This is a genomic window from Streptomyces sp. NPDC046303 (genome assembly GCF_055588085.1).
In genome coordinates, this window is record NZ_JBVJFA010000019.1 from 18,261 (window position 1) to 35,033 (window position 16,773).

20 protein-coding genes are annotated in these 16,773 nt (G+C 73.1%); 7 read left to right on the forward strand and 13 right to left on the reverse strand.

The window, feature by feature from the left end; translation table 11 throughout:
- Positions 1 to 9 precede the first annotated feature (9 nt).
- The 4 genes from ACZ6I1_RS20795 to ACZ6I1_RS20810 are packed head-to-tail and all read right to left on the reverse strand — an operon-like array spanning position 10 to position 4,215.
- Positions 10 to 1,230: an amidohydrolase family protein gene (locus ACZ6I1_RS20795; RefSeq protein ID WP_469289207.1), complete on the reverse strand. Its 1,221-nt coding sequence runs from the start codon at positions 1,228 to 1,230 to the stop codon at positions 10 to 12.
- Positions 1,227 to 2,519 carry an amidohydrolase family protein gene (locus tag ACZ6I1_RS20800; RefSeq protein WP_469289209.1) on the reverse strand — a complete coding sequence of 431 codons (1,293 nt, stop codon included), beginning with the start codon at positions 2,517 to 2,519 and terminating at the stop codon, positions 1,227 to 1,229. Before ACZ6I1_RS20800 ends, ACZ6I1_RS20795 begins: the two co-directional genes overlap by 4 nt.
- A gap of 12 nt (positions 2,520 to 2,531) precedes the next feature.
- On the reverse strand, positions 2,532 to 3,416 hold the full coding sequence (locus ACZ6I1_RS20805; protein WP_469289211.1) for an SDR family NAD(P)-dependent oxidoreductase: 885 nt from the start codon (positions 3,414 to 3,416) through the stop codon (positions 2,532 to 2,534).
- 1 nt (position 3,417) lies between these two features.
- On the reverse strand, positions 3,418 to 4,215 hold the full coding sequence (locus tag ACZ6I1_RS20810; protein ID WP_469289213.1) for an acetoacetate decarboxylase family protein: 798 nt from the start codon (positions 4,213 to 4,215) through the stop codon (positions 3,418 to 3,420).
- 126 nt (positions 4,216 to 4,341) lie between these two features.
- On the opposite strand from ACZ6I1_RS20810, the gene ACZ6I1_RS20815 reads away from it, so the two are divergent.
- The 5 genes from ACZ6I1_RS20815 (at position 4,342) to ACZ6I1_RS20835 (ending at position 8,090) form a co-directional block, all read left to right on the forward strand.
- Entirely contained in the window at positions 4,342 to 4,968 is a 627-nt protein-coding gene (locus ACZ6I1_RS20815; protein WP_469289215.1) for a TetR/AcrR family transcriptional regulator, read from the forward strand.
- Between the two features lie 64 nt (positions 4,969 to 5,032).
- Positions 5,033 to 6,106 (forward strand): DEDDh family exonuclease, encoded by a 1,074-nt coding sequence (locus ACZ6I1_RS20820; RefSeq protein WP_469289414.1) that lies wholly within the window; start codon positions 5,033 to 5,035, stop codon positions 6,104 to 6,106.
- Positions 6,107 to 6,192: 86 nt separating this feature from the next.
- Positions 6,193 to 6,426, forward strand: a complete 234-nt coding sequence (locus tag ACZ6I1_RS20825) for a hypothetical protein (RefSeq protein ID WP_469289217.1) — start codon at positions 6,193 to 6,195, stop codon at positions 6,424 to 6,426.
- Between the two features lie 92 nt (positions 6,427 to 6,518).
- Complete coding sequence (locus ACZ6I1_RS20830; protein ID WP_469289219.1) at positions 6,519 to 7,325, forward strand: SURF1 family cytochrome oxidase biogenesis protein; 807 nt, start codon at positions 6,519 to 6,521, stop codon at positions 7,323 to 7,325.
- Positions 7,326 to 7,334: 9 nt separating this feature from the next.
- Positions 7,335 to 8,090 carry an SDR family oxidoreductase gene (locus ACZ6I1_RS20835; RefSeq protein ID WP_469289221.1) on the forward strand — a complete coding sequence of 252 codons (756 nt, stop codon included), beginning with the start codon at positions 7,335 to 7,337 and terminating at the stop codon, positions 8,088 to 8,090.
- Between the two features lie 44 nt (positions 8,091 to 8,134).
- Here the strand turns inward: ACZ6I1_RS20835 and amaP are convergent, their stop codons facing one another.
- The 8 genes from amaP to ACZ6I1_RS20875 form a co-directional block, all read right to left on the reverse strand.
- On the reverse strand, positions 8,135 to 8,692 hold the full coding sequence (gene amaP / locus ACZ6I1_RS20840) for an alkaline shock response membrane anchor protein AmaP (protein WP_469289223.1): 558 nt from the start codon (positions 8,690 to 8,692) through the stop codon (positions 8,135 to 8,137).
- Positions 8,693 to 8,696: 4 nt separating this feature from the next.
- Positions 8,697 to 9,380, reverse strand: a complete 684-nt coding sequence (locus ACZ6I1_RS20845) for a DUF6286 domain-containing protein (protein WP_469289225.1) — start codon at positions 9,378 to 9,380, stop codon at positions 8,697 to 8,699.
- Entirely contained in the window at positions 9,281 to 9,646 is a 366-nt protein-coding gene (locus ACZ6I1_RS20850; RefSeq protein ID WP_469289416.1) for a hypothetical protein, read from the reverse strand. The genes ACZ6I1_RS20845 and ACZ6I1_RS20850 overlap by 100 nt, the downstream gene beginning before the upstream one ends.
- Positions 9,647 to 9,770: 124 nt before the next feature.
- Positions 9,771 to 9,956, reverse strand: a complete 186-nt coding sequence (locus ACZ6I1_RS20855; RefSeq protein ID WP_030010792.1) for a hypothetical protein — start codon at positions 9,954 to 9,956, stop codon at positions 9,771 to 9,773.
- A 17-nt stretch (positions 9,957 to 9,973) separates the two neighbouring features.
- Positions 9,974 to 10,405 (reverse strand): Asp23/Gls24 family envelope stress response protein, encoded by a 432-nt coding sequence (locus tag ACZ6I1_RS20860; RefSeq protein WP_469289227.1) that lies wholly within the window; start codon positions 10,403 to 10,405, stop codon positions 9,974 to 9,976.
- 155 nt (positions 10,406 to 10,560) lie between these two features.
- Positions 10,561 to 11,340: an enoyl-CoA hydratase/isomerase family protein gene (locus ACZ6I1_RS20865; protein ID WP_469289229.1), complete on the reverse strand. Its 780-nt coding sequence runs from the start codon at positions 11,338 to 11,340 to the stop codon at positions 10,561 to 10,563.
- A gap of 157 nt (positions 11,341 to 11,497) precedes the next feature.
- Positions 11,498 to 11,719, reverse strand: a complete 222-nt coding sequence (locus ACZ6I1_RS20870; RefSeq protein ID WP_030010789.1) for a helix-turn-helix domain-containing protein — start codon at positions 11,717 to 11,719, stop codon at positions 11,498 to 11,500.
- Positions 11,720 to 12,054: 335 nt separating this feature from the next.
- Entirely contained in the window at positions 12,055 to 13,653 is a 1,599-nt protein-coding gene (locus ACZ6I1_RS20875) for an ABC-F family ATP-binding cassette domain-containing protein (RefSeq protein ID WP_469289231.1), read from the reverse strand.
- A 278-nt stretch (positions 13,654 to 13,931) separates the two neighbouring features.
- On the opposite strand from ACZ6I1_RS20875, the gene ypfJ reads away from it, so the two are divergent.
- Complete coding sequence (gene ypfJ, locus ACZ6I1_RS20880; protein ID WP_469289233.1) at positions 13,932 to 14,822, forward strand: KPN_02809 family neutral zinc metallopeptidase; 891 nt, start codon at positions 13,932 to 13,934, stop codon at positions 14,820 to 14,822.
- A 60-nt stretch (positions 14,823 to 14,882) separates the two neighbouring features.
- Positions 14,883 to 15,278 (forward strand): VOC family protein, encoded by a 396-nt coding sequence (locus tag ACZ6I1_RS20885; RefSeq protein WP_469289235.1) that lies wholly within the window; start codon positions 14,883 to 14,885, stop codon positions 15,276 to 15,278.
- Positions 15,279 to 15,329: 51 nt separating this feature from the next.
- Here ACZ6I1_RS20885 and ACZ6I1_RS20890 read toward each other — a convergent pair whose 3' ends face one another.
- Complete coding sequence (locus ACZ6I1_RS20890; RefSeq protein ID WP_469289237.1) at positions 15,330 to 16,745, reverse strand: hypothetical protein; 1,416 nt, start codon at positions 16,743 to 16,745, stop codon at positions 15,330 to 15,332.
- Positions 16,746 to 16,773 lie beyond the last annotated feature (28 nt).

Below are 16,773 nucleotides of genomic sequence, written 5' to 3' on the forward strand. Positions count from 1 at the left end.
GCCCGGGTGTCACCAGACCCGGACCGAGCCCCCTCGGGCGAACGCCGGGCTGGTCGCGCCCGGCGGGACGTGCGTCAGGGGTTCGGCCACCTCCGAGACCAGCGGGCCGTGCTTGGCGGCGACCGCGTCCAGGAGGGAGAGGTCGAAGCCGTAGACGCGGGCCGCGTTGCCGCCGACCATCGCCGCGACCTCCTCGCGCGGGAGGCCCGCGTAGGCGATGCGGAGGCCTTCGCGGGAGAAGGGCGTGGTGCCCTCGTCGTGGGGGTAGTCGCTGCCCCACATGATCTTGTCGAGGCCGATCCGCTCCCGCAGCGGGACCTCGTGGGGACGCATGAAGCTCGCCCCCACGAAGCAGTTGTCCCGCCAGACCTCGCTCGGGCCCCGGCCCATCGCGTCCGCCAGGCCCGCCCCGAACTTGGACTCGGCCGTGCCCGAGGCCGCGACCAGCCGGCCGTGGTAGTAGTCCAGCATCTCCAGCACGCCCGGGATCCAGCCGGAGCCCTGCTCCGTCAGGACCAGCTTGAGGCCCGGGTGGCGGCGGAAGGCGCCGCCGAAGACGAGGTGCCACAGGGCGCGGTGCGAGAACCAGGTGGTCTCCACCATGAACACGGCCCGGGCCGCCGGTTCGTCGCCGAGCGGCGGGGAGGCGGAGCCGCCGTGGTGGTTGACCGGCACGTCCAGCTCGGCGCACACCGCCCAGATCGGGTCGTACGCCGCCGAGTAGAGCTCCGGGACCGTGGAGCCGGGCGGGACTCCGGGCAGCAGGATGCCGCCCGTGAGGCCCGCCTCCTTCGTGCGGCGGATCTCCTGCACCGCCGCGTCCACGTCGTTCAGCAGGATCTGCGCGACGCCCGCCCGGCGGCCCGGCGCGTCCGCGCAGAACTCCGCCAGCCAGCGGTTGTGCGCCTGGAGGCCGGCCCAGCGCATCGCGTACTCCGCGGCCGTCGGCGGCTGGGCCATCAGGGAGGCCTTGGGGAAGAACGGCGGGATGGTGTTGGGGAAGAGGACTTCCGCGACGATGCCGTCCGCTTCGAGTTCGGCCAGGCGGCGCGCCGAGTTCCAGTTCCGGTCCGCCGTGTCGGCCAGGAGGTCCTCGTACGGGTTCACGTACGAGGCGGCCCAGGCGTCGAAGTCCTCGTGGTACCGCTTCTCCAGGTACGGCTTGTAGTCCAGCAGGTCGGCGCCCGCGTGGCAGTCGGCCGAGATGACGGTGTAGCGGTCCTCCGTCACGGCGACACCCCCAGGACCGGGAAGTCGTTCTCGGTCAGCCAGTGCCGGCCCACCTCGCGGGAGCGGGACCAGGAGGCCTCCACCGCCGCCTGGTCCGGGGACTGGCCCAGCTCGGCCGGGGTGGGGCCGATGCGGCGGGCCACCGGTGCCAGCTTGTCCGTGTCGAAGCCGAAGACCTCGGCCGCGGCCAGGCCCAGCATCCGGCGGGTCTCCGAGACCGGGATGTCGTGGAAGGTCCTGCGCAGCCAGTTCCGGGTGTCGGGCCAGGTGCCCTCGGGGTGCGGGAAGTCCGATCCCCACAGGATGTTGTCCACGCCGATCTCGTAGCGCTGGGCCAGTTCGCGGCGCTTGGTGTTCGTCGCGCAGACGAAGACCTGGCGGTCCAGGTACTCGCTCGGCGGGCGCTTCAGCTCCGCGAAGGGCGAGAGCTTCTTGCCGCCGTGCGCGCCGAGGTAGAGGCGGTCCATGAACCAGAGCTGGTTCGGCAGCCACCAGCAGCCGGACTCGGCCACCCCGAACTTCAGGCCCGGGTGCCGCTCGAAGACCCCGGACCAGAGCAGGAACCAGAGAGGCCGGGCGGGCCACCAGGTGACCTCGGAGACGTAGATGCCGAGGTGGTCGCCGTACTCGTGGCGGGGCGCGGCCCCGGAGTGGGTCACGATCGGCATCGCGGTCTCGGCGGCGGCCGCCCAGACCGGGTCGTAGCGGCGGTCGTGGTAGGGCGCCTTGTCCACCCACATCGAGGGGATCATCAGCGCGCCGAGCCCCGATTCCTTGGCCCGGTGGATCTCGGCGACGACCGTGTCCGGCTCCCCGGTGATGGGGAGCAGGGCGACCCCGCAGTGCCGCTCGGGATTGCGGGACACGAACTCGGCGAGCCAGCGGTTGTGCGCCTGGGCGCCCGCCATGCCCAGTGCGGGGTCCTGATCGCCGGACAGGCCGAGGCCCACTCCGAAGGGGGCCGCGGTCTGACTGTCGACGGCGTCCGCGTCGGGGAAGACGACCTCGGCGGCCACGCCGTCGCCGTCGAGCTCCTTCAGGCGCTGCGCCGTGTCCCAGCCGCCCTTGAGGCCTTCCTCGTGGTCGTGGAACCACTTCTCGGCGAAGGCCTCGTTGCGGACGCCCAGCCGGGTGGCCTCCGCGCGGCGTGCGTCGCGCTGGCCGAGGAACTCGTCGAACTGGGGGTGGAAGCGGGAGTCCAGGTAGGGGCGGTACTGCTCGGTGGGCAGGCCCGCGTGGCAGTCGGAGGAGATGATCAGGTACGGGTCTTCGTACGGTGTGTCACTCACGGCAGACGCTCCTCAGTCGAGGATGAAGCTCTCCAGGTAGGCGGGGTTGGCGCGGTCGAGCATCGACTGCGACCGGGCGCGGATCTGCCGGTCGCTGTGCTCGCTTGGCGGGAGCATCCAGAAGCGGTCGGCGCGGATGCCGTCGACCACGTGCTCGGCGACGTCCTCGACCGGGGTGAAGTTCACCTCGTGTCCGGCCTGCTTCATCGCGGCCTCGTACTGGTCGAGGCTGCGGTACGGGGTCTTGCGCGGGCGCTGCTTCGCGTACCGCTCGGGCCGGTTGCGGTGCGACTCCCACAGCCCGGTGCGCAGCATGTGCGGCCCGGGGAAGAGGACGGAGGCGCCGACGGCCGCGCCCTCCGCCTTGAGGTGGGCGTACAGGGACTCGGTCATCGTGACCACGGCCGCCTTGGTGACGGCGTAGACGGAGGCGGTGGGCAGCGGGGCGATGCCGCCGTCGCCGGAGGAGGTGTTGACGACGTGTCCCGGCTCGCCGGCGGCGATCATGCGCGGGACGAAGGCCTGGATGCCGTGGAAGACGCCCCACACGTTGACGGAGAAGGCCCATTTCCAGTCGTTGGGCTCGTGCTCCCACATGCGGCCCTCGGCGCCCGAGCCGACGCCCGCGTTGTTGCAGAGCACGTGGACCGCGCCGAAGGCCTCGTACACGGCGTCGGCGAGGGAGACCACGCAGTCGCGGTCGCTGACGTCGACGGTCCTGGCGAGTACCTCGGCCCCGTCCGCGGCGAGGCCGTCGGCGGCCTTGCGCAGGGCGTCCTCCTCCACGTCGGCGAGGACGACCTTCAGCCCCTCGGCGGCGAAGCGGCGGGCCATGGCGAGGCCGATGCCGCCGGCGGCTCCGGTGACGACGGCCACCTGTCCCGGTTCGAGTCGCACGTCACACGCTCCCCTCGGGCGGCCCGTCCAGGATCTGCATCGGGTCGTCGTACCGCTGGTGGATGTACGGGAGCAGGGCCTGGGCGCTGACCCGTTCGACGACCTTGCCCTTCTGGTCGGTGGTCTTCTCGCCGATGGTGATCTCCACGACGCGGCGGACGGGGAGGTCGGCGATCGGATCGAACATGGACTCGCGCAGCACCACGTCACCGGTGATGTGCTCGAGCTTGCGGACCTTCTCGTTGCGGATGCAGTGCACGAGCACCGGGTCGGCGTCGAACCCCGAACCGTCCACGGCGGGCAGGAACTTGAAGTAGAAGTCGGTCTTCTGGGCGGGTTCGGGCAGTGGCAGGACGCGGTCGACCGCGCCGCGCACCTCGACGAAGGCGATGCCGTGCCGGGCGAGGGAGGCCCGTACGACCAGACCCTCGCGTTCGACGGTGACCTCGCCCAGCTTCTTGGGTTCGCCGAAGACCTCGCGGCCGCCGGTCAGGGCGCGCTCGTGGGTCATCGGCATGACCAGCGGGTACCAGCCCTCGACCCCGCCGTGCTGGGCGGCGACGGCCACCGAGCCGGCGCCGAGGGGGTAGCCGGGGAGGTCGACCCTGCTGATGTTGGCCCGGACGAGCGGGCGGTCGGCCGGCTTGAGCGGCGGGGGCAGGACCGCCGCCACCACGTCCGGGTCGCTCTCCCAGACGGCCACCACACCGGTGGACCAGATGTCGGGGAGGCGGGAACTCTTCTCGCGCGAGGCCGCGATCTCGGCCTCGGTCCGCGCTCCGTACCGTACGCGTGCCATGTCTCGCACCATCCCTCGCCTTGGGGGCCAGTCGGATCTGTAACACAGTTACACCGACGGCGATGAAGGGTAAATACCCCTGCACGGACGAGAACTGACGGACCGACAGACGGGTGGACCGCATCCATGGCCAGAAGCACGCTGACCCGTGACGAGGTGCTGGACGCCGCCGCGTCCCTGGTCAAGCAGCACGGCCCGGCCGCCCTCACCATGCGCAAACTGGCCGCGGAGCTGGGCACCGCGGTGACCTCCATCTACTGGCACGTCGGCAACCGCGAATCCCTGCTCGACGCCCTCGTGCGGCGCACGGTGGAGGAGATGGGCGCGATCCGGCCGGCCGGCCGCACCCCCGCCGACCGGATCCTGTCGGTGGCCCGGACCCTGCGCCGCGACCTGCGCGAGCGCCCGCACCTGATCGCGATGGTCCACGAACGCGGCCTCACCGAGCGGATGTTCCTTCCGGCGCAACAGGCCCTGGTGCACGAGGTGCACGCCGCGGGACTGCGCGGGACACGGGCCGCCGACGCGGTGCGCGCGATCCAGTTCCAGATCGTCGGCTTCCTCCTCGTCGAGCGCAACCGCGAGCGCGCGCCGGCCCAGTCCCCCGCCGAGAGCGAGCTGTGGGACCCGGTCGCCGCCCCCCACGATCCGGCGCTCGCCCGCGCCCTGTCCCGCCCGGCCGACCCGGAACGGCTGTTCCTGCTCTCCGTACGGTCCTTGGTCCGCGCCCTGCTCGCGCCGCCCGCACGCTGAGCGGCCCGCGTGCTGCGGCGGTCCCCGGCGGGGACGGGGCTGTCGGTCCGTGCCGATATCCTCTGTGACCATGCTCGACGACCGTACGACCGCAGAGACGACGTGGCCGACCGCGTACCCACAGGGGTACGCGGTCGTCGACGTGGAGACCACCGGGCTCGCTCGCGACGACCGGATAGTGTCCGCCGCCGTCTACCGGCTCGACGCGCAGGGCAACGTGGAGGACCACTGGTACACCCTGGTCAACCCGCAGCGCGATCCCGGGCCGGTGTGGATCCACGGCCTCACCAGCGACGTGCTCTCGGGCGCGCCGCTCTTCAAGGACATCGCCGAGGAGTTCGCGGGCCGCCTCGCGGACCGGGTGCTGGTCGCGCACAACGCCATCTTCGACTGGCAGATGATCGCCCGGGAGTACGCGCGGGCCGCCGAGACCGCGCCGGTCCGCCAGCGGCTGTGCACCATCGCCCTGTCGAAGGAGCTGAACCTCCCGCTGCCCAACCACAAGCTGGAGTCGCTCGCCGCGCACTTCGGCGTGGTCCAGCAGCGCGCGCACCACGCGCTCGACGACGCCCGGGTGCTGGCGGAGGCGTTCCGTCCGTCGCTGCACGCGGCCGCGCGGGACGGCGTACGGCTGCCCCTGCTGGAATGCCGGCCGCTGACGGAGTGGTCGGACTCCCCCGCCACCCCGCGGGTGGGCTACCAGGCCTCCTACCGGGGCAGCGGCTGGCGGCCCTCGCGCAAGCGGCCGCCGTGCCCGCACCCGAACCCGGGGCGCTACGAGGACGGCAAGCCGCTGCGGCAGGGCATGCGGATCGCGTTCTCCGGCGACACCTCCGTGGACCGGGAACTGCTGGAGGACCGCGCGGTCGAGGCGGGCCTGCACATCGCGACGAGTGTGTCGCGGCTCACCAGCCTGCTGGTGACGAACGACCCCGACTCGGCGACCTCGAAGACGGTCAAGGCGAAGTCCTTCGGTACGCCGGTCGTGGACGAGGCCGCCTTCACCCAGCTGCTGCGGGACGTGGCGGCGGCTCAGGACCCCACCGGGGACGGCACCGGGGACGGCAGCGCAGACGGCAGCGGGGACGGCGCGGGGAGCACCACCGGGGACGGCACCGGGGACCGCGCCGCGGACTGAGTCCCATTGCGCCGGGTGGGTGCAGGCGCGGCGACTCACCCCGGTGGATCTTGTTCCGGTCCGCCGCCGTGCGCAGCATGCGGCGCATGGCACGTTGTGAGGTCTGCGGAAACGATTACGGCATGTCGTTCGAGGTGCACGCGCAGGGCGCGGTGCACGTCTTCGACTGCTTCGCCTGCGCCATTCACCGCATGGCGCCCGTCTGCGAGCACTGCCGGGTCCAGATCATCGGACAGGGCGTCGAGGTCGAGGGCCAGTGGTTCTGCGGGGCGCACTGCGCCCGCGCGGAGGGGAAGGTGGGCATCGTCGACCGCGTCTGACTCCGGCTCCCCGCCCCGCCCACGCACGCCCTGACCCCCGGACGGCCACCCGGCCGTCCGGGGCCGACCCCGCTGGGGGTACCGTCGAGGGCGTGTACCGCTTTGTGCTGACCCGGCAGTGGGTGTGCCTCACCCTCGTCGCCCTCGCCCTCATCCCCGCGATGATCAAACTGGGGTTCTGGCAGTTCCACCGTCATGAGCACCGGGTCGCGCAGAACCAGCTCATCGAGGCGAACCTGCGGGCGGAGCCGGTCCCCATGACCGAGGCCACCTCGCCCGGCCACCGGGTCCCCCGCGCGGACTTCTGGCGGACGGTCACCGCGACCGGCACGTACGACACCGCGCACGAGGTCGTCGTCCGGATGCGGACCGACAAGGACGACAAGGTCGGCTTCCACGTCCTGACCCCGCTCGTCCTCGGCGACGGCCGGGTGGTGCTCGTCAACCGCGGCTGGGTACCGGGCGGCGACGACCCCCGCGCCTACCCGCCAGTGCCGGCCGCCCCTTCGGGCGAGGTCACGGTCACCGGCCGGCTGAAGGCCGACGAGACCAGCGGCGGCAGCGGCATCAAGGACCGCAAGGGCCTGCCGGACCGCCAGGTGATGCTCATCAACAGCGCGCAGCAGGCGGAGTACCTGGGCAGGCCCGTTCTCGGCGGCTACCTGGAACTCACCGCTCCGGCCCCGGCCGACGGCAGCCCCCAGCCCGTCGCCGAGCCCGACCACGACTCGATCGGCGCGCACATGGCGTACGCGATCCAGTGGTGGTTGTTCGCGTCCGCGGTCCCGGTGGGCTGGGTGGTCCTCGTACGGCGCGAGAAGCGCGAGCGCGAGGAACAGGCGGCCGGATCCGGATCCGGATCCGGCTCCGGCGCCGAGCGGGAGCCTTCGACGGCGTAGCGTGTCGGCATGGATCTTGGACTGAAGGACCGTGTCTACATCGTCACCGGGGCCACGCGCGGCCTCGGTTTCGCCGCCGCCCGGGAACTGGCCGCCGACGGCGCGCAGGTCGTCGTCACGGGCCGGGACGCACAGCGGGCGGCCGACGCCGCCGCCGAACTCGGGCCGGGTGCGGTCGGTGTGGCGGCAGACAACTCCGACCCGGCCGCGGCCGCCCGGCTCGTCGCGACCGCGCGCGAGCAGTTCGGACGCCTCGACGGCATCCTCATCAGCGTGGGCGGCCCGCCCCCGGGCTCCGCGCTGGACAACACCGACGAGCAGTGGACGGCGGCCTTCGAGTCGGTCTTCCTGGGTGCGGTCCGCCTCGCCCGGGCGGCGGCCGCCGAGCTCGGCGAGGGCGGGGTCATCGGCTTCGTCCTGTCGGGCTCGGTCCACGAGCCGATCCCCGGCCTGACCATCTCCAACGGCCTGCGCCCGGGTCTGGCCGGCTTCGCGAAGTCCCTCTCGGTGGAACTCGGTCCGCGCGGGATCCGCGTCATCGGCCTGCTTCCGGCGCGGATCGACACCGACCGGGTGCGGGAGCTCGACGCGCTGTCGGGCGACGCGGCGGCGGCCCGGGCCGGGCACGAGTCCCGCATCCCGCTGCGGCGTTACGGCGCCCCGGAGGAGTTCGGCCGTACGGCGGCGTTCCTTCTCTCCCCGGCGGCCTCGTACCTGACGGGCATCATGCTCCCGGTCGACGGCGGCTCCCGGCACGGCTTCTGATCCGTGGGCCGGGCCCGGTCCCCGGTCCCCGGGTCACCCCCCAGCTAGGCGACGCGCTGGGCCTTGTGGGACGCCACCTTCAGGCGGGCCTCCGCCGACAGTCCGGGGAGGCCCGCCGAGGTGCGGGCGTGGGTCAGGACCGGGCCCGCGAGGGCGGCCAGGACGTCGGCCGGAACGGCGTGGGGTTCCAGCTCCAGCACGATGCGCAGGGCGGGCGACCCGCGCCGGCCGCGCAGCACGACCCGGCAGCGGGCGACCCCGTCCACGGCAGCGGCCTCCGCCGTCACCGCCTCCTCCAGGGCCCGCCCGCGCAGCAGGGCGAACGCGCCGTCCCCGGTGTCCACCTCCAGCGCCCGCAGCCGCGAGCGCCTCAGCTGGGCCAGCAGCCACCACAGGGACAGCAGCACGCACAGTCCCAGGCCCGCGATCACCGCCCACCACCACCAGCCCTCGGCGTGCCAGTGCCTGCGCCGGGCCTCCTCGGTCAGCAGCGGCGCATGGCGGCCGCCGAAGGGCCAGGACGCCGCGAGCACCGAGCCCCCGGCAGCCAGCAGGAGCAGGCCCGTCACGGCCAGCAGGATCCGGTTCACCGCCCCGAGCACCGCGTCACCTCCTGACCCGGACGTGCAGGTGCGGCCGGTGCGCGAGGCCGAGCTCCTCGAGGCCGACGGCGAGCACCGCGTCCAGGTCGGCCCGTACGTCGTCCAGTTCGCGGAAGTGCGAGGTGGCCCGGACCCCGATGCGGGAGCGGCCCACCGTGACGCGGACCGACCGCACCCCGGACACCTCCATGGCCCGGTCCCTCAGGACCTGGGCGGCGTCCTTGCGCCCGATGCCGGCCCGCAGCCCGGCTGCCGCATGCGCATGCGCAGCCGCATCCGGGTGGGAGTCCGGGTCCGGGGTCCGCATGGGCAGGATTCCGCGGAGCCCGGGGGCGAAGGCCAGCAGCAGGAGCACCGCCCCGGCGACGGCGAGGGCCCCGCCGCCCAGCAGGACGGCCAGGTCCGCCGGGGTGTGCCGGTCCAGCTGCCGGGCGAGCTCGCGGCGCCAGGCCATGCCCGGCCGGTCGGCCCGTACGGCGGCCAGGTCGTACAGGAACAGGCCCGCCACCCCCAGGACGGCGAGCGCGGTGAGCGCGGCCGGCACGCGGCGCGACGAGCGGAACCGGTGGGCGCGGGGGGCGGTGTCCGTCACCGGAGCCGCCGGTCCCGCCCGGCGGCCGGCCGGGCGTGCGTGGCGTGCAGGTGCTCGATGTCGATGTCCACCTCGGGTACGGACATCTCGGCGCACTCCTCGATCCGGAGGGCGACCTGGCGGCGTACGGCCGCGCACTGGGCGGCGAGGTCGGAGGGGTAGGCCAGCTCCAGGCTGACCCGTACCCGGGCGATGTCATGGTGCACGGTCACGGTGGCGTGCGGAGCCGATGCCCGGTCCGGCGGGACGGCGAGCGCCTCCCGGGCGGCCTGGGCGGCGATCTTGGCGACGACCCGGTCGGCGATATGGGTGGCCCCCCGGTCGGCGGGAGGCACCCGTGGCGCGGCAGCCCGGGGCGGCACGGCCCCGGGCGGGACGGCCCCGGGCGGAGTGGCGCCGGGCGGAGTGGCGCCGGGCGGAGTGGCCCCGGGCGGAGTGGCGCCGGGCGGAGTGGCGCCGGGCGGAGTGGCGCTGCTCATCGGCGCCTCACCCGCGCCGGTCGTCGCGGCGCCGGAACAGGTCCCCGGGTTCCAGGTCCCCGTCGAGGAACCGGCCGGCGACGAAGCCGATGGCGCCGAGCGCGGCCACCAGCAGGAAGGCCCCGAAGCCGCCGAAGTACCCGGCGAACGCCAGGGCCATGCCGGCGAACAGGCCGGCGATCGCCATGCTCATTGCGTGGCTCCTCTCGGCTACTGGAGCCGGGACTCCGGCTCCTCGTCGGGCTCGTCGGGCAGCTTGACGTCGCTGACCGCGATGTTGACCTCGACGACCTCCAGGCCGGTCATCCGCTCGACCGCCGAGATGACGTTCTCACGGACCGCCCGGGCCACGTCCCGGATCGACACGCCGTAGTCGACGACGATCTCCAGGTCGAGGGCGGTCTGGACCTCGCCGACCTCCGCCTTGACGCCCCGGCTGACGGAGGCCTTCCCGCCCCCGGGGACGCGGTCGCGGACCGCGCCGAAGGTACGGGAGAGCCCGCTGCCGCTGCCCATGGCGTGCACGCCGAGCACCTCGCGCGCGGCCAGCCCGGCGATCTTCTCGACCACTCCGTCGGCGATGGTGGTGCGGCCCCGGTCGGCGGGCGCCTTGCCGGGGCCGCCCGATGCGGATTCGGTCATCGCATGTCCCTTCGCGCGTGCGGACTCACTCCGCACCACGGTAAGCGTGCGACGCCGCGCCCGCCCCGGGACGGGGCCGGTCGGCCGGAACCCGCGCCTCGATCGCCGGCGCGGCGGGAAGGCGCCCCGCCGGCGTTCGGCAACGGCGCCGCAGGTCAGTCCGAGAGCCCCGCCAGGTCACGCAGGCGGCGGGCCTGGGCGGCGCGCTCGGCGGCGCGCTGCTCGTCGTACGCGCGCGACGGCGCAGCCCGCAGCAGCGCCTTGGTCTCGATCACCGCGTCCCGCGGCGGAGCCAGCAGGGCGGTGGCGAGGTCCTGGACGGCCGCGTCCAGCTCGTCCGCCGGGACCACGAGGTTGGCCAGGCCGACCCGCTCCGCTTCCTCGGCGTGCACGAAGCGGCCCGTGGCGCAGATCTCCAGCGCGCGGGCATAGCCGACCAGCGAGGTCAGCGGCTGGGTGCCGGCCAGGTCGGGCACCAGGCCCAGGCTGGTCTCGCGCATGGCGAACTGCACGTCGTCGGCGACGACGCGCAGGTCGCACGCGAGCGCGAGCTGGAAGCCGGCACCGATCGCGTGCCCCTGCACCGCAGCGACGGAGATGATGTCGTTGCGCCGCCACCAGGTGAACGCCTCCTGGTATTCGGCGATCGTGGAGTCGAGCAGTTCGTCCGAACCGCGTGCCAGGTCGAGGAAGGACGGCTCGCCCTCGAAACCCTCGGGGGTGAACGCCTGCCGGTCGAGCCCGGCGGAGAAGGACTTGCCCTCGCCGCGCAGCACGACGACCCGGACGGTGCCCGGCAACGACCTTCCGGCCTCCGCCAAAGCCCGCCAGAGCGCGGGGGATTGGGCGTTTCGCTTGGCCGGATTGGTCAGTGTCACCGTGGCGAGCGTGTCGTCGACGGTGAGTCGTACGCCGTCCTTGTCGAGCAGAGTCATCTGATGCCTCCGGTGTGCAGTCGGCCGCAAAGCCGGCCTAAGTGACTGCACAGTAACCACCCAGTCGACCTGGCGGCCGACCGGGGGTCACCGGAGGAAACGTCGGACCATGTGGAGCCAGTGGAACGTTCGAGCATGGGAAACGATGGGACCAGGGTCAGGCCGTAGCAGCCTTCTTGCCCCGCGTCGCGCCACCGCGACCGCGCAGCGAAACCCCGGACTCACTGAGCATCCGGTGGACGAATCCGTAGGACCGGCCGGTCTCCTCGGCCAGCGCCCGGATACTCGCCCCGGAGTCGTACTTCTTCTTCAGGTCTGCCGCGAGCTTGTCGCGCGCGGCGCCGGTTACCCGGCTGCCCTTCTTCAGAGTCTCGGCCACCCGTGCCTCCTCATGGGAAGTGCGCTCTGGACTTCTCATGATCACCCCTCCCACGCTTCCTGGCCACCCATTCCGCAAGGTCGGTACGACCGCATTTCTCGAGGGGTGGACACCCGAGCAGAACGGAATCTTCTCTTCCGCCACATGACCTCCGTCACAGTCCGCCGCCCTCGTCGGGAATCACCAGGTCAGGGGCTGGCAGCGGGCAGACGAACGGCCCCGGTGACGCACTCTTGCGAGCGCGGCCGGGGCCGTCGTGCGACGCGCAACGGTACGAGACCGTCTCACTCAGATGATGGATCACCCCTGAGCCGAATGATCCATAAGGAATTGGATCAGGCGAGAGAGACCAGGTCCCGGTAGTCCGGGCCCCACAGGTCCTCGACGCCGTCCGGGAGCAGGATGATCCGCTCCGGCTCCAGCGCCTCGACCGCGCCCTCGTCGTGCGTGACCAGGATGACCGCGCCCTTGTACGTGCGCAGGGCGCCCAGGATCTCCTCGCGGCTGGCCGGGTCGAGGTTGTTCGTGGGCTCGTCGAGCAGCAGCACGTTCGCCGAGGAGACGACCAGCGTGGCCAGGGCCAGACGGGTCTTCTCACCGCCGGAGAGCACGCCGGCGGGCTTGTCCACGTCGTCGCCGGAGAAGAGGAAGGAGCCGAGCGTCTTGCGTACGGCGACCAGGTCCAGGTCGGGCGCGGAGGAGCGCATGTTCTCCAGGACCGTGCGCTCCGGGTCCAGGGTCTCGTGCTCCTGGGCGTAGTAGCCGAGCTTGAGGCCGTGGCCGGGGGTGACGACGCCCGTGTCCGGCTTCTCGGTGCCCGACAGGAGGCGCAGCAGGGTGGTCTTGCCGGCGCCGTTGAGGCCGAGGATGACGACGCGGGAGCCCTTGTCGATGGCCAGGTCGACGTCGGTGAAGATCTCCAGTGAGCCGTAGGACTTCGACAGGCCCTCGGCGGTCAGCGGGGTCTTGCCGCAGGGCGCCGGGTCCGGGAAGCGCAGCTTGGCGACCTTGTCGGAGGCGCGGACGGCCTCCAGGCCGGACAGCAGCCGCTCGGCGCGCTTCGCCATGTTCTGTGCGGCGACGGTCTTGGTGGCCTTGGCGCGCATCTTGTCGGCCTGCGAGTTCAGGGCCGCGGCCTTCTTCTCCGCGTTCTGGCGCTCGCGCTTGCGGCGCTTCTCGTCGGCCTCGCGCTGCTGCTGGTAGAGCTTCCAGCCCATGTTGTAGACGTCGATCTGGGAGCGGTTGGCGTCCAGGTAGAAGACCTTGTTGACGACGGTCTCGACCAGGTCGACGTCGTGGGAGATCACGACGAAGCCGCCGCGGTAGTTCTTCAGGTAGTCCCGCAGCCAGACGATCGAGTCGGCGTCGAGGTGGTTGGTCGGCTCGTCGAGGAGCAGGGTGTCGGCGTCCGAGAAGAGGATCCGGGCGAGCTCGACGCGGCGCCGCTGACCGCCGGAGAGGGTGTGCAGCGGCTGGCCCAGGACCCGGTCGGGGAGGCTGAGGGCGGCCGAGATGGTCGCGGCCTCGGACTCGGCGGCGTATCCGCCCTTGGTGAGGAACTCGGTCTCCTGGCGCTCGTACTGCTTGAGCGCCTTCTCCCGGGTGGCGCCGGCGCCGGTGGCGATGCGCTCCTCGTTCATCCGCATCTTCTTGATCAGGACGTCGAGACCGCGGGCGGACAGGATCCGGTCGCGGGCCAGGACGTCGAGGTCGCCGGTGCGCGGGTCCTGCGGGAGGTAGCCGACCTCGCCCGAGCGGGCGATGGAGCCGGCCGCGGGCTGGCCCTCGCCGGCGAGGCACTTGGTGAGGGTGGTCTTGCCCGCTCCGTTGCGGCCGACCAGGCCGATGCGGTCGCCCTTGGCGATGCGGAAGGAAGCGGACTCGAGGAGGATGCGGGCGCCGGCGCGCAGCTCGATACCGGTGGCGGTGATCACGGAAATGCTCCAGGGCGGTCGGGACGGCGGAAGGGGGGCAGGACGCGAAGCTTCGACGCCGCTAATCCGCGAGGAGATTTGCCATGGGAGACATTCTACCGGGGGTGTGCAACTGGTTTCCGGGCCGGTGGGCGCACCGGACGGGCTCCCGCACGTCCCCCGTTCGGCCCATCGGCCGCGCCGGAGGGCCGGGGCGCACATCCGGAGGAATGGGTTGATACTCGCCGCAGGGGCGGCCACACGGCCCCGCTGGTCCCCTGAGCGGAGGGCGGTGCGGCATGCAGTTCGACGACGACGCCGATCTGGACACGTCCGAGGTCAGGGACGTGCGCGGCAGCCGCGTCCCGGGCGGGAGGGCCACGATCGGCGGTGGCATCGTCGGACTGATCGCGCTGGTCATGGGCCTCCTGTTCGGGGTGGGGCCCGAGCAGCTGGGGCTGTCCTCGGGGGACACCGAGCCGGCGCCGGCCGCGTCCTCCGTCAGCCAGGTCGAGCAGACCTGCAGGAAGGGGCGGGACGCGAACACCCGGGAGGACTGCCGGCTGGTCGCCGTGGTCAACAGCACACAGGACTTCTGGCGGCAGGAGTTCACCAGGCGCGGCGGTACGTACGCCCCCGCGACCACGTTCTTCTTCAAGGACCGCGTGGGCACCGCCTGCGGGGCGGCCACCTCCGCGGTCGGGCCCTTCTACTGCCCCGCCGACCGGCGGGTCTACCTGGACCTGGCGTTCTACGACGACCTGCGCACGAAGTTCGGCGCGAGCGGCGGGCCCTTCGCCCAGGCGTACGTGATCGCCCACGAGTACGGGCACCACATCCAGAACCTGACCGGGACGCTCCAGCGGGCCCAGGACGGGCGGCAGGGCGCGGCCAGCAACGCCGTCAAGGTCGAGCTCCAGGCGGACTGCTACGCCGGGGTGTGGGCGCACCACGCGACGAGGACCCCGGACGAGTCCACCGGCCGGCCGCTGATCACCTCGCTGACCGACGCGGACATCAGGGACGGGCTGGACGCGGCGGCCGCGGTCGGCGACGACCGGATCCAGCAGAAGGTGCAGGGCCGGGTCACCCCGGAGTCCTGGACGCACGGGTCGGCCGAGCAGCGCCAGCAGTGGTTCTACCAGGGCTACCGCACGGGCGACATGGCCCAGTGCAACACCTTCCGCTGACTGTCGGCGGCTCCTGCCATGCTGTGACGTGGGTCACCGTCACGAGAGGGAGTGATCGTCATGGCAGGCGTTCCGTCCATCTGCCCCACGCTGGTCTACCGCGACGCGAAGGCGGCCATCAAGCTGCTGACCGAGGCCTTCGGTTTCAGCCAGGTCGCGGTGTACGAGGGTGAGAACGGCTCGGTGGTGCACGCGGAGCTGGCGTACGGCAACGGCGTGGTGATGCTGGGCAGCAAGGGCACCGGCGGGGTCTTCGACAAGGCCATGGGCGATGCGGGGCCCTCGGGGGTCTACGTCGTGGTCGAGGACGTCGACGCCCATCACCGGCGGGCCGTCGAGCACGGGGCGGAGGTGCTGATGGAGCCCACCGACCAGGACTACGGCTCCCGCGACTACATGGCGCGGGACGCCGAGGGCAACATCTGGAGCTTCGGGACGTACGCGCCGCAGGTCTGAGACCCGCGGCGGGTACGCCCCCGTCCTTGCCGCTGCCCTCGCTCCCGCGGGCTACGCGCCGCCGGTGTGGACCTGGAAGGCGGCCCGGCGGACCGCCTTGGCGAGGGCCGGGTCGGGGTGCGCCGCCGCCAGCGCGACCAGGACCTGCACGGTGCGCGGGTGGCCGACCGCGCGGACCTCGTCCAGCAGCCTCGGCACGGTGGTCCGGACGGCCGAGTCGAGGTGGCGGGCCAGCAGGTCGGCTTCGCCGTGGTCGGCGATGGCGGCCGCGGTGTCCACCCAGAGCCAGGTCGACTCCTCGCGGGTGAGGACGTCCTGCGCCTCGTCGGGGTCGACCCCGTCGTGCTCGGCGAGCCAGAGCAGGGCGTAGGGGCGCAGCGCGGGCTCCCGTACGGCGGCGCGCACCTCGGGCTCGGCGGGGGCGCCGACCACGCGCAGCGCCTCGAAGGCGAGGCCGCGCAGCAGGGCGTCCTCGCCGCGGGCGGCGTTGAGGAGCTCGCCGACGGCGTGCCGGACGGGCCGGGCGGCGAGCCAGGCCTGGTACTCGGCGCGGGCGGGGCCGGGGGTGAGCCGGGCGCAGCCGTGCAGCATGGCGGCGGCGGACTGCTCGATGTTCCCGGCGGGGCTCTGCGCGGCCACGCAGATCTGCTCCAGCTTGACCCAGACCGCCCAACTGCCGAGCGGGGTGAGCGCGGCGCGGGCGGGGCCGAGGGTGACGGCGTCCACGGCGGCGAGTCCGCCGAGTGCCCAGCGCAGCAGCCGGGCGAGCGGGACGGGCCGGTTCTCGGCGGTGCCGGCGGCCGGGGCCGCGGGCTCCGCGTCGTAGGGGACCTCGCACCGCTCGTCGCGCAGTTCGGTGACGCGCTGCCCGAGCAGGTCGAGGAGGTCGGGGACGGTCACCGGCCCGGCGGACAGCTGGAGCAGGGACAGCAGTTGGGGCATCGCCTCGACGACCTCGGCGACGGCCGCGGGGGCGATGTCGGCGGGGGCGGGGTGCACGAGGGACCAGGCGTCGAAGAGGGCGACCCAGCCGCGCAGCACGGCGGTGTCGTCGCGGTCCCAGGCGCGCAGGCGCCAGCCGGGCCGGGCGTGGCCGCCGTGCACCTCGACGAGACCGGCGAGGCGGGCGCGGTCCCAGCCGACCCGGATCTGGCCGTGCGTCAGGTTGAGTTCCCCCGCGGCGCGTTCGACGTCCTCGGCGCGCAGGGCGCCCGTGAGGGCGGGCCGGCCGCTGTCGCCGGCGCCGAGGTTGACTTCGGCCCAGCGGGTCAGGCGTACGGCGTCTGCGAGCGAGGCACGGGCGCGGTTCGCGAGGTCGGCCGTGGCGGGGGTGCCCGCCGGGGGCCTCGGAGCGGGCCGGGGGCGTCGGTCCGTCACCGCCTTGCGGGCCGTGCCCACGGACCGCGGGTAGACGAGTCGGAGTCTGGAGTCGCGAGCCAACTGCTCATCAGGCTTTCGGGACGTCACGGAAGCAGTCTCGCCCGTCACCGGCCGA

What these genes read in the sequence shown, in the direction of transcription:
- ACZ6I1_RS20810 (WP_469289213.1), bottom strand. Translation starts at nt 4,215, where the DNA reads ATGGCACGCGTACGGTACGGAGCGCGGACCGAGGCCGAGATCGCGGCC.
- ACZ6I1_RS20815 (WP_469289215.1), top strand. Translation starts at nt 4,342, where the DNA reads ATGGCCAGAAGCACGCTGACCCGTGACGAGGTGCTGGACGCCGCCGCG.
- ACZ6I1_RS20825 (WP_469289217.1), top strand. Translation starts at nt 6,193, where the DNA reads ATGGCACGTTGTGAGGTCTGCGGAAACGATTACGGCATGTCGTTCGAG.
- ACZ6I1_RS20835 (WP_469289221.1), top strand. Translation starts at nt 7,335, where the DNA reads ATGGATCTTGGACTGAAGGACCGTGTCTACATCGTCACCGGGGCCACG.
- ACZ6I1_RS20855 (WP_030010792.1), bottom strand. Translation starts at nt 9,956, where the DNA reads ATGAGCATGGCGATCGCCGGCCTGTTCGCCGGCATGGCCCTGGCGTTC.
- ACZ6I1_RS20860 (WP_469289227.1), bottom strand. Translation starts at nt 10,405, where the DNA reads ATGACCGAATCCGCATCGGGCGGCCCCGGCAAGGCGCCCGCCGACCGG.
- ACZ6I1_RS20865 (WP_469289229.1), bottom strand. Translation starts at nt 11,340, where the DNA reads ATGACTCTGCTCGACAAGGACGGCGTACGACTCACCGTCGACGACACG.
- ypfJ (WP_469289233.1), top strand. Translation starts at nt 13,932, where the DNA reads ATGCAGTTCGACGACGACGCCGATCTGGACACGTCCGAGGTCAGGGAC.
- ACZ6I1_RS20885 (WP_469289235.1), top strand. Translation starts at nt 14,883, where the DNA reads ATGGCAGGCGTTCCGTCCATCTGCCCCACGCTGGTCTACCGCGACGCG.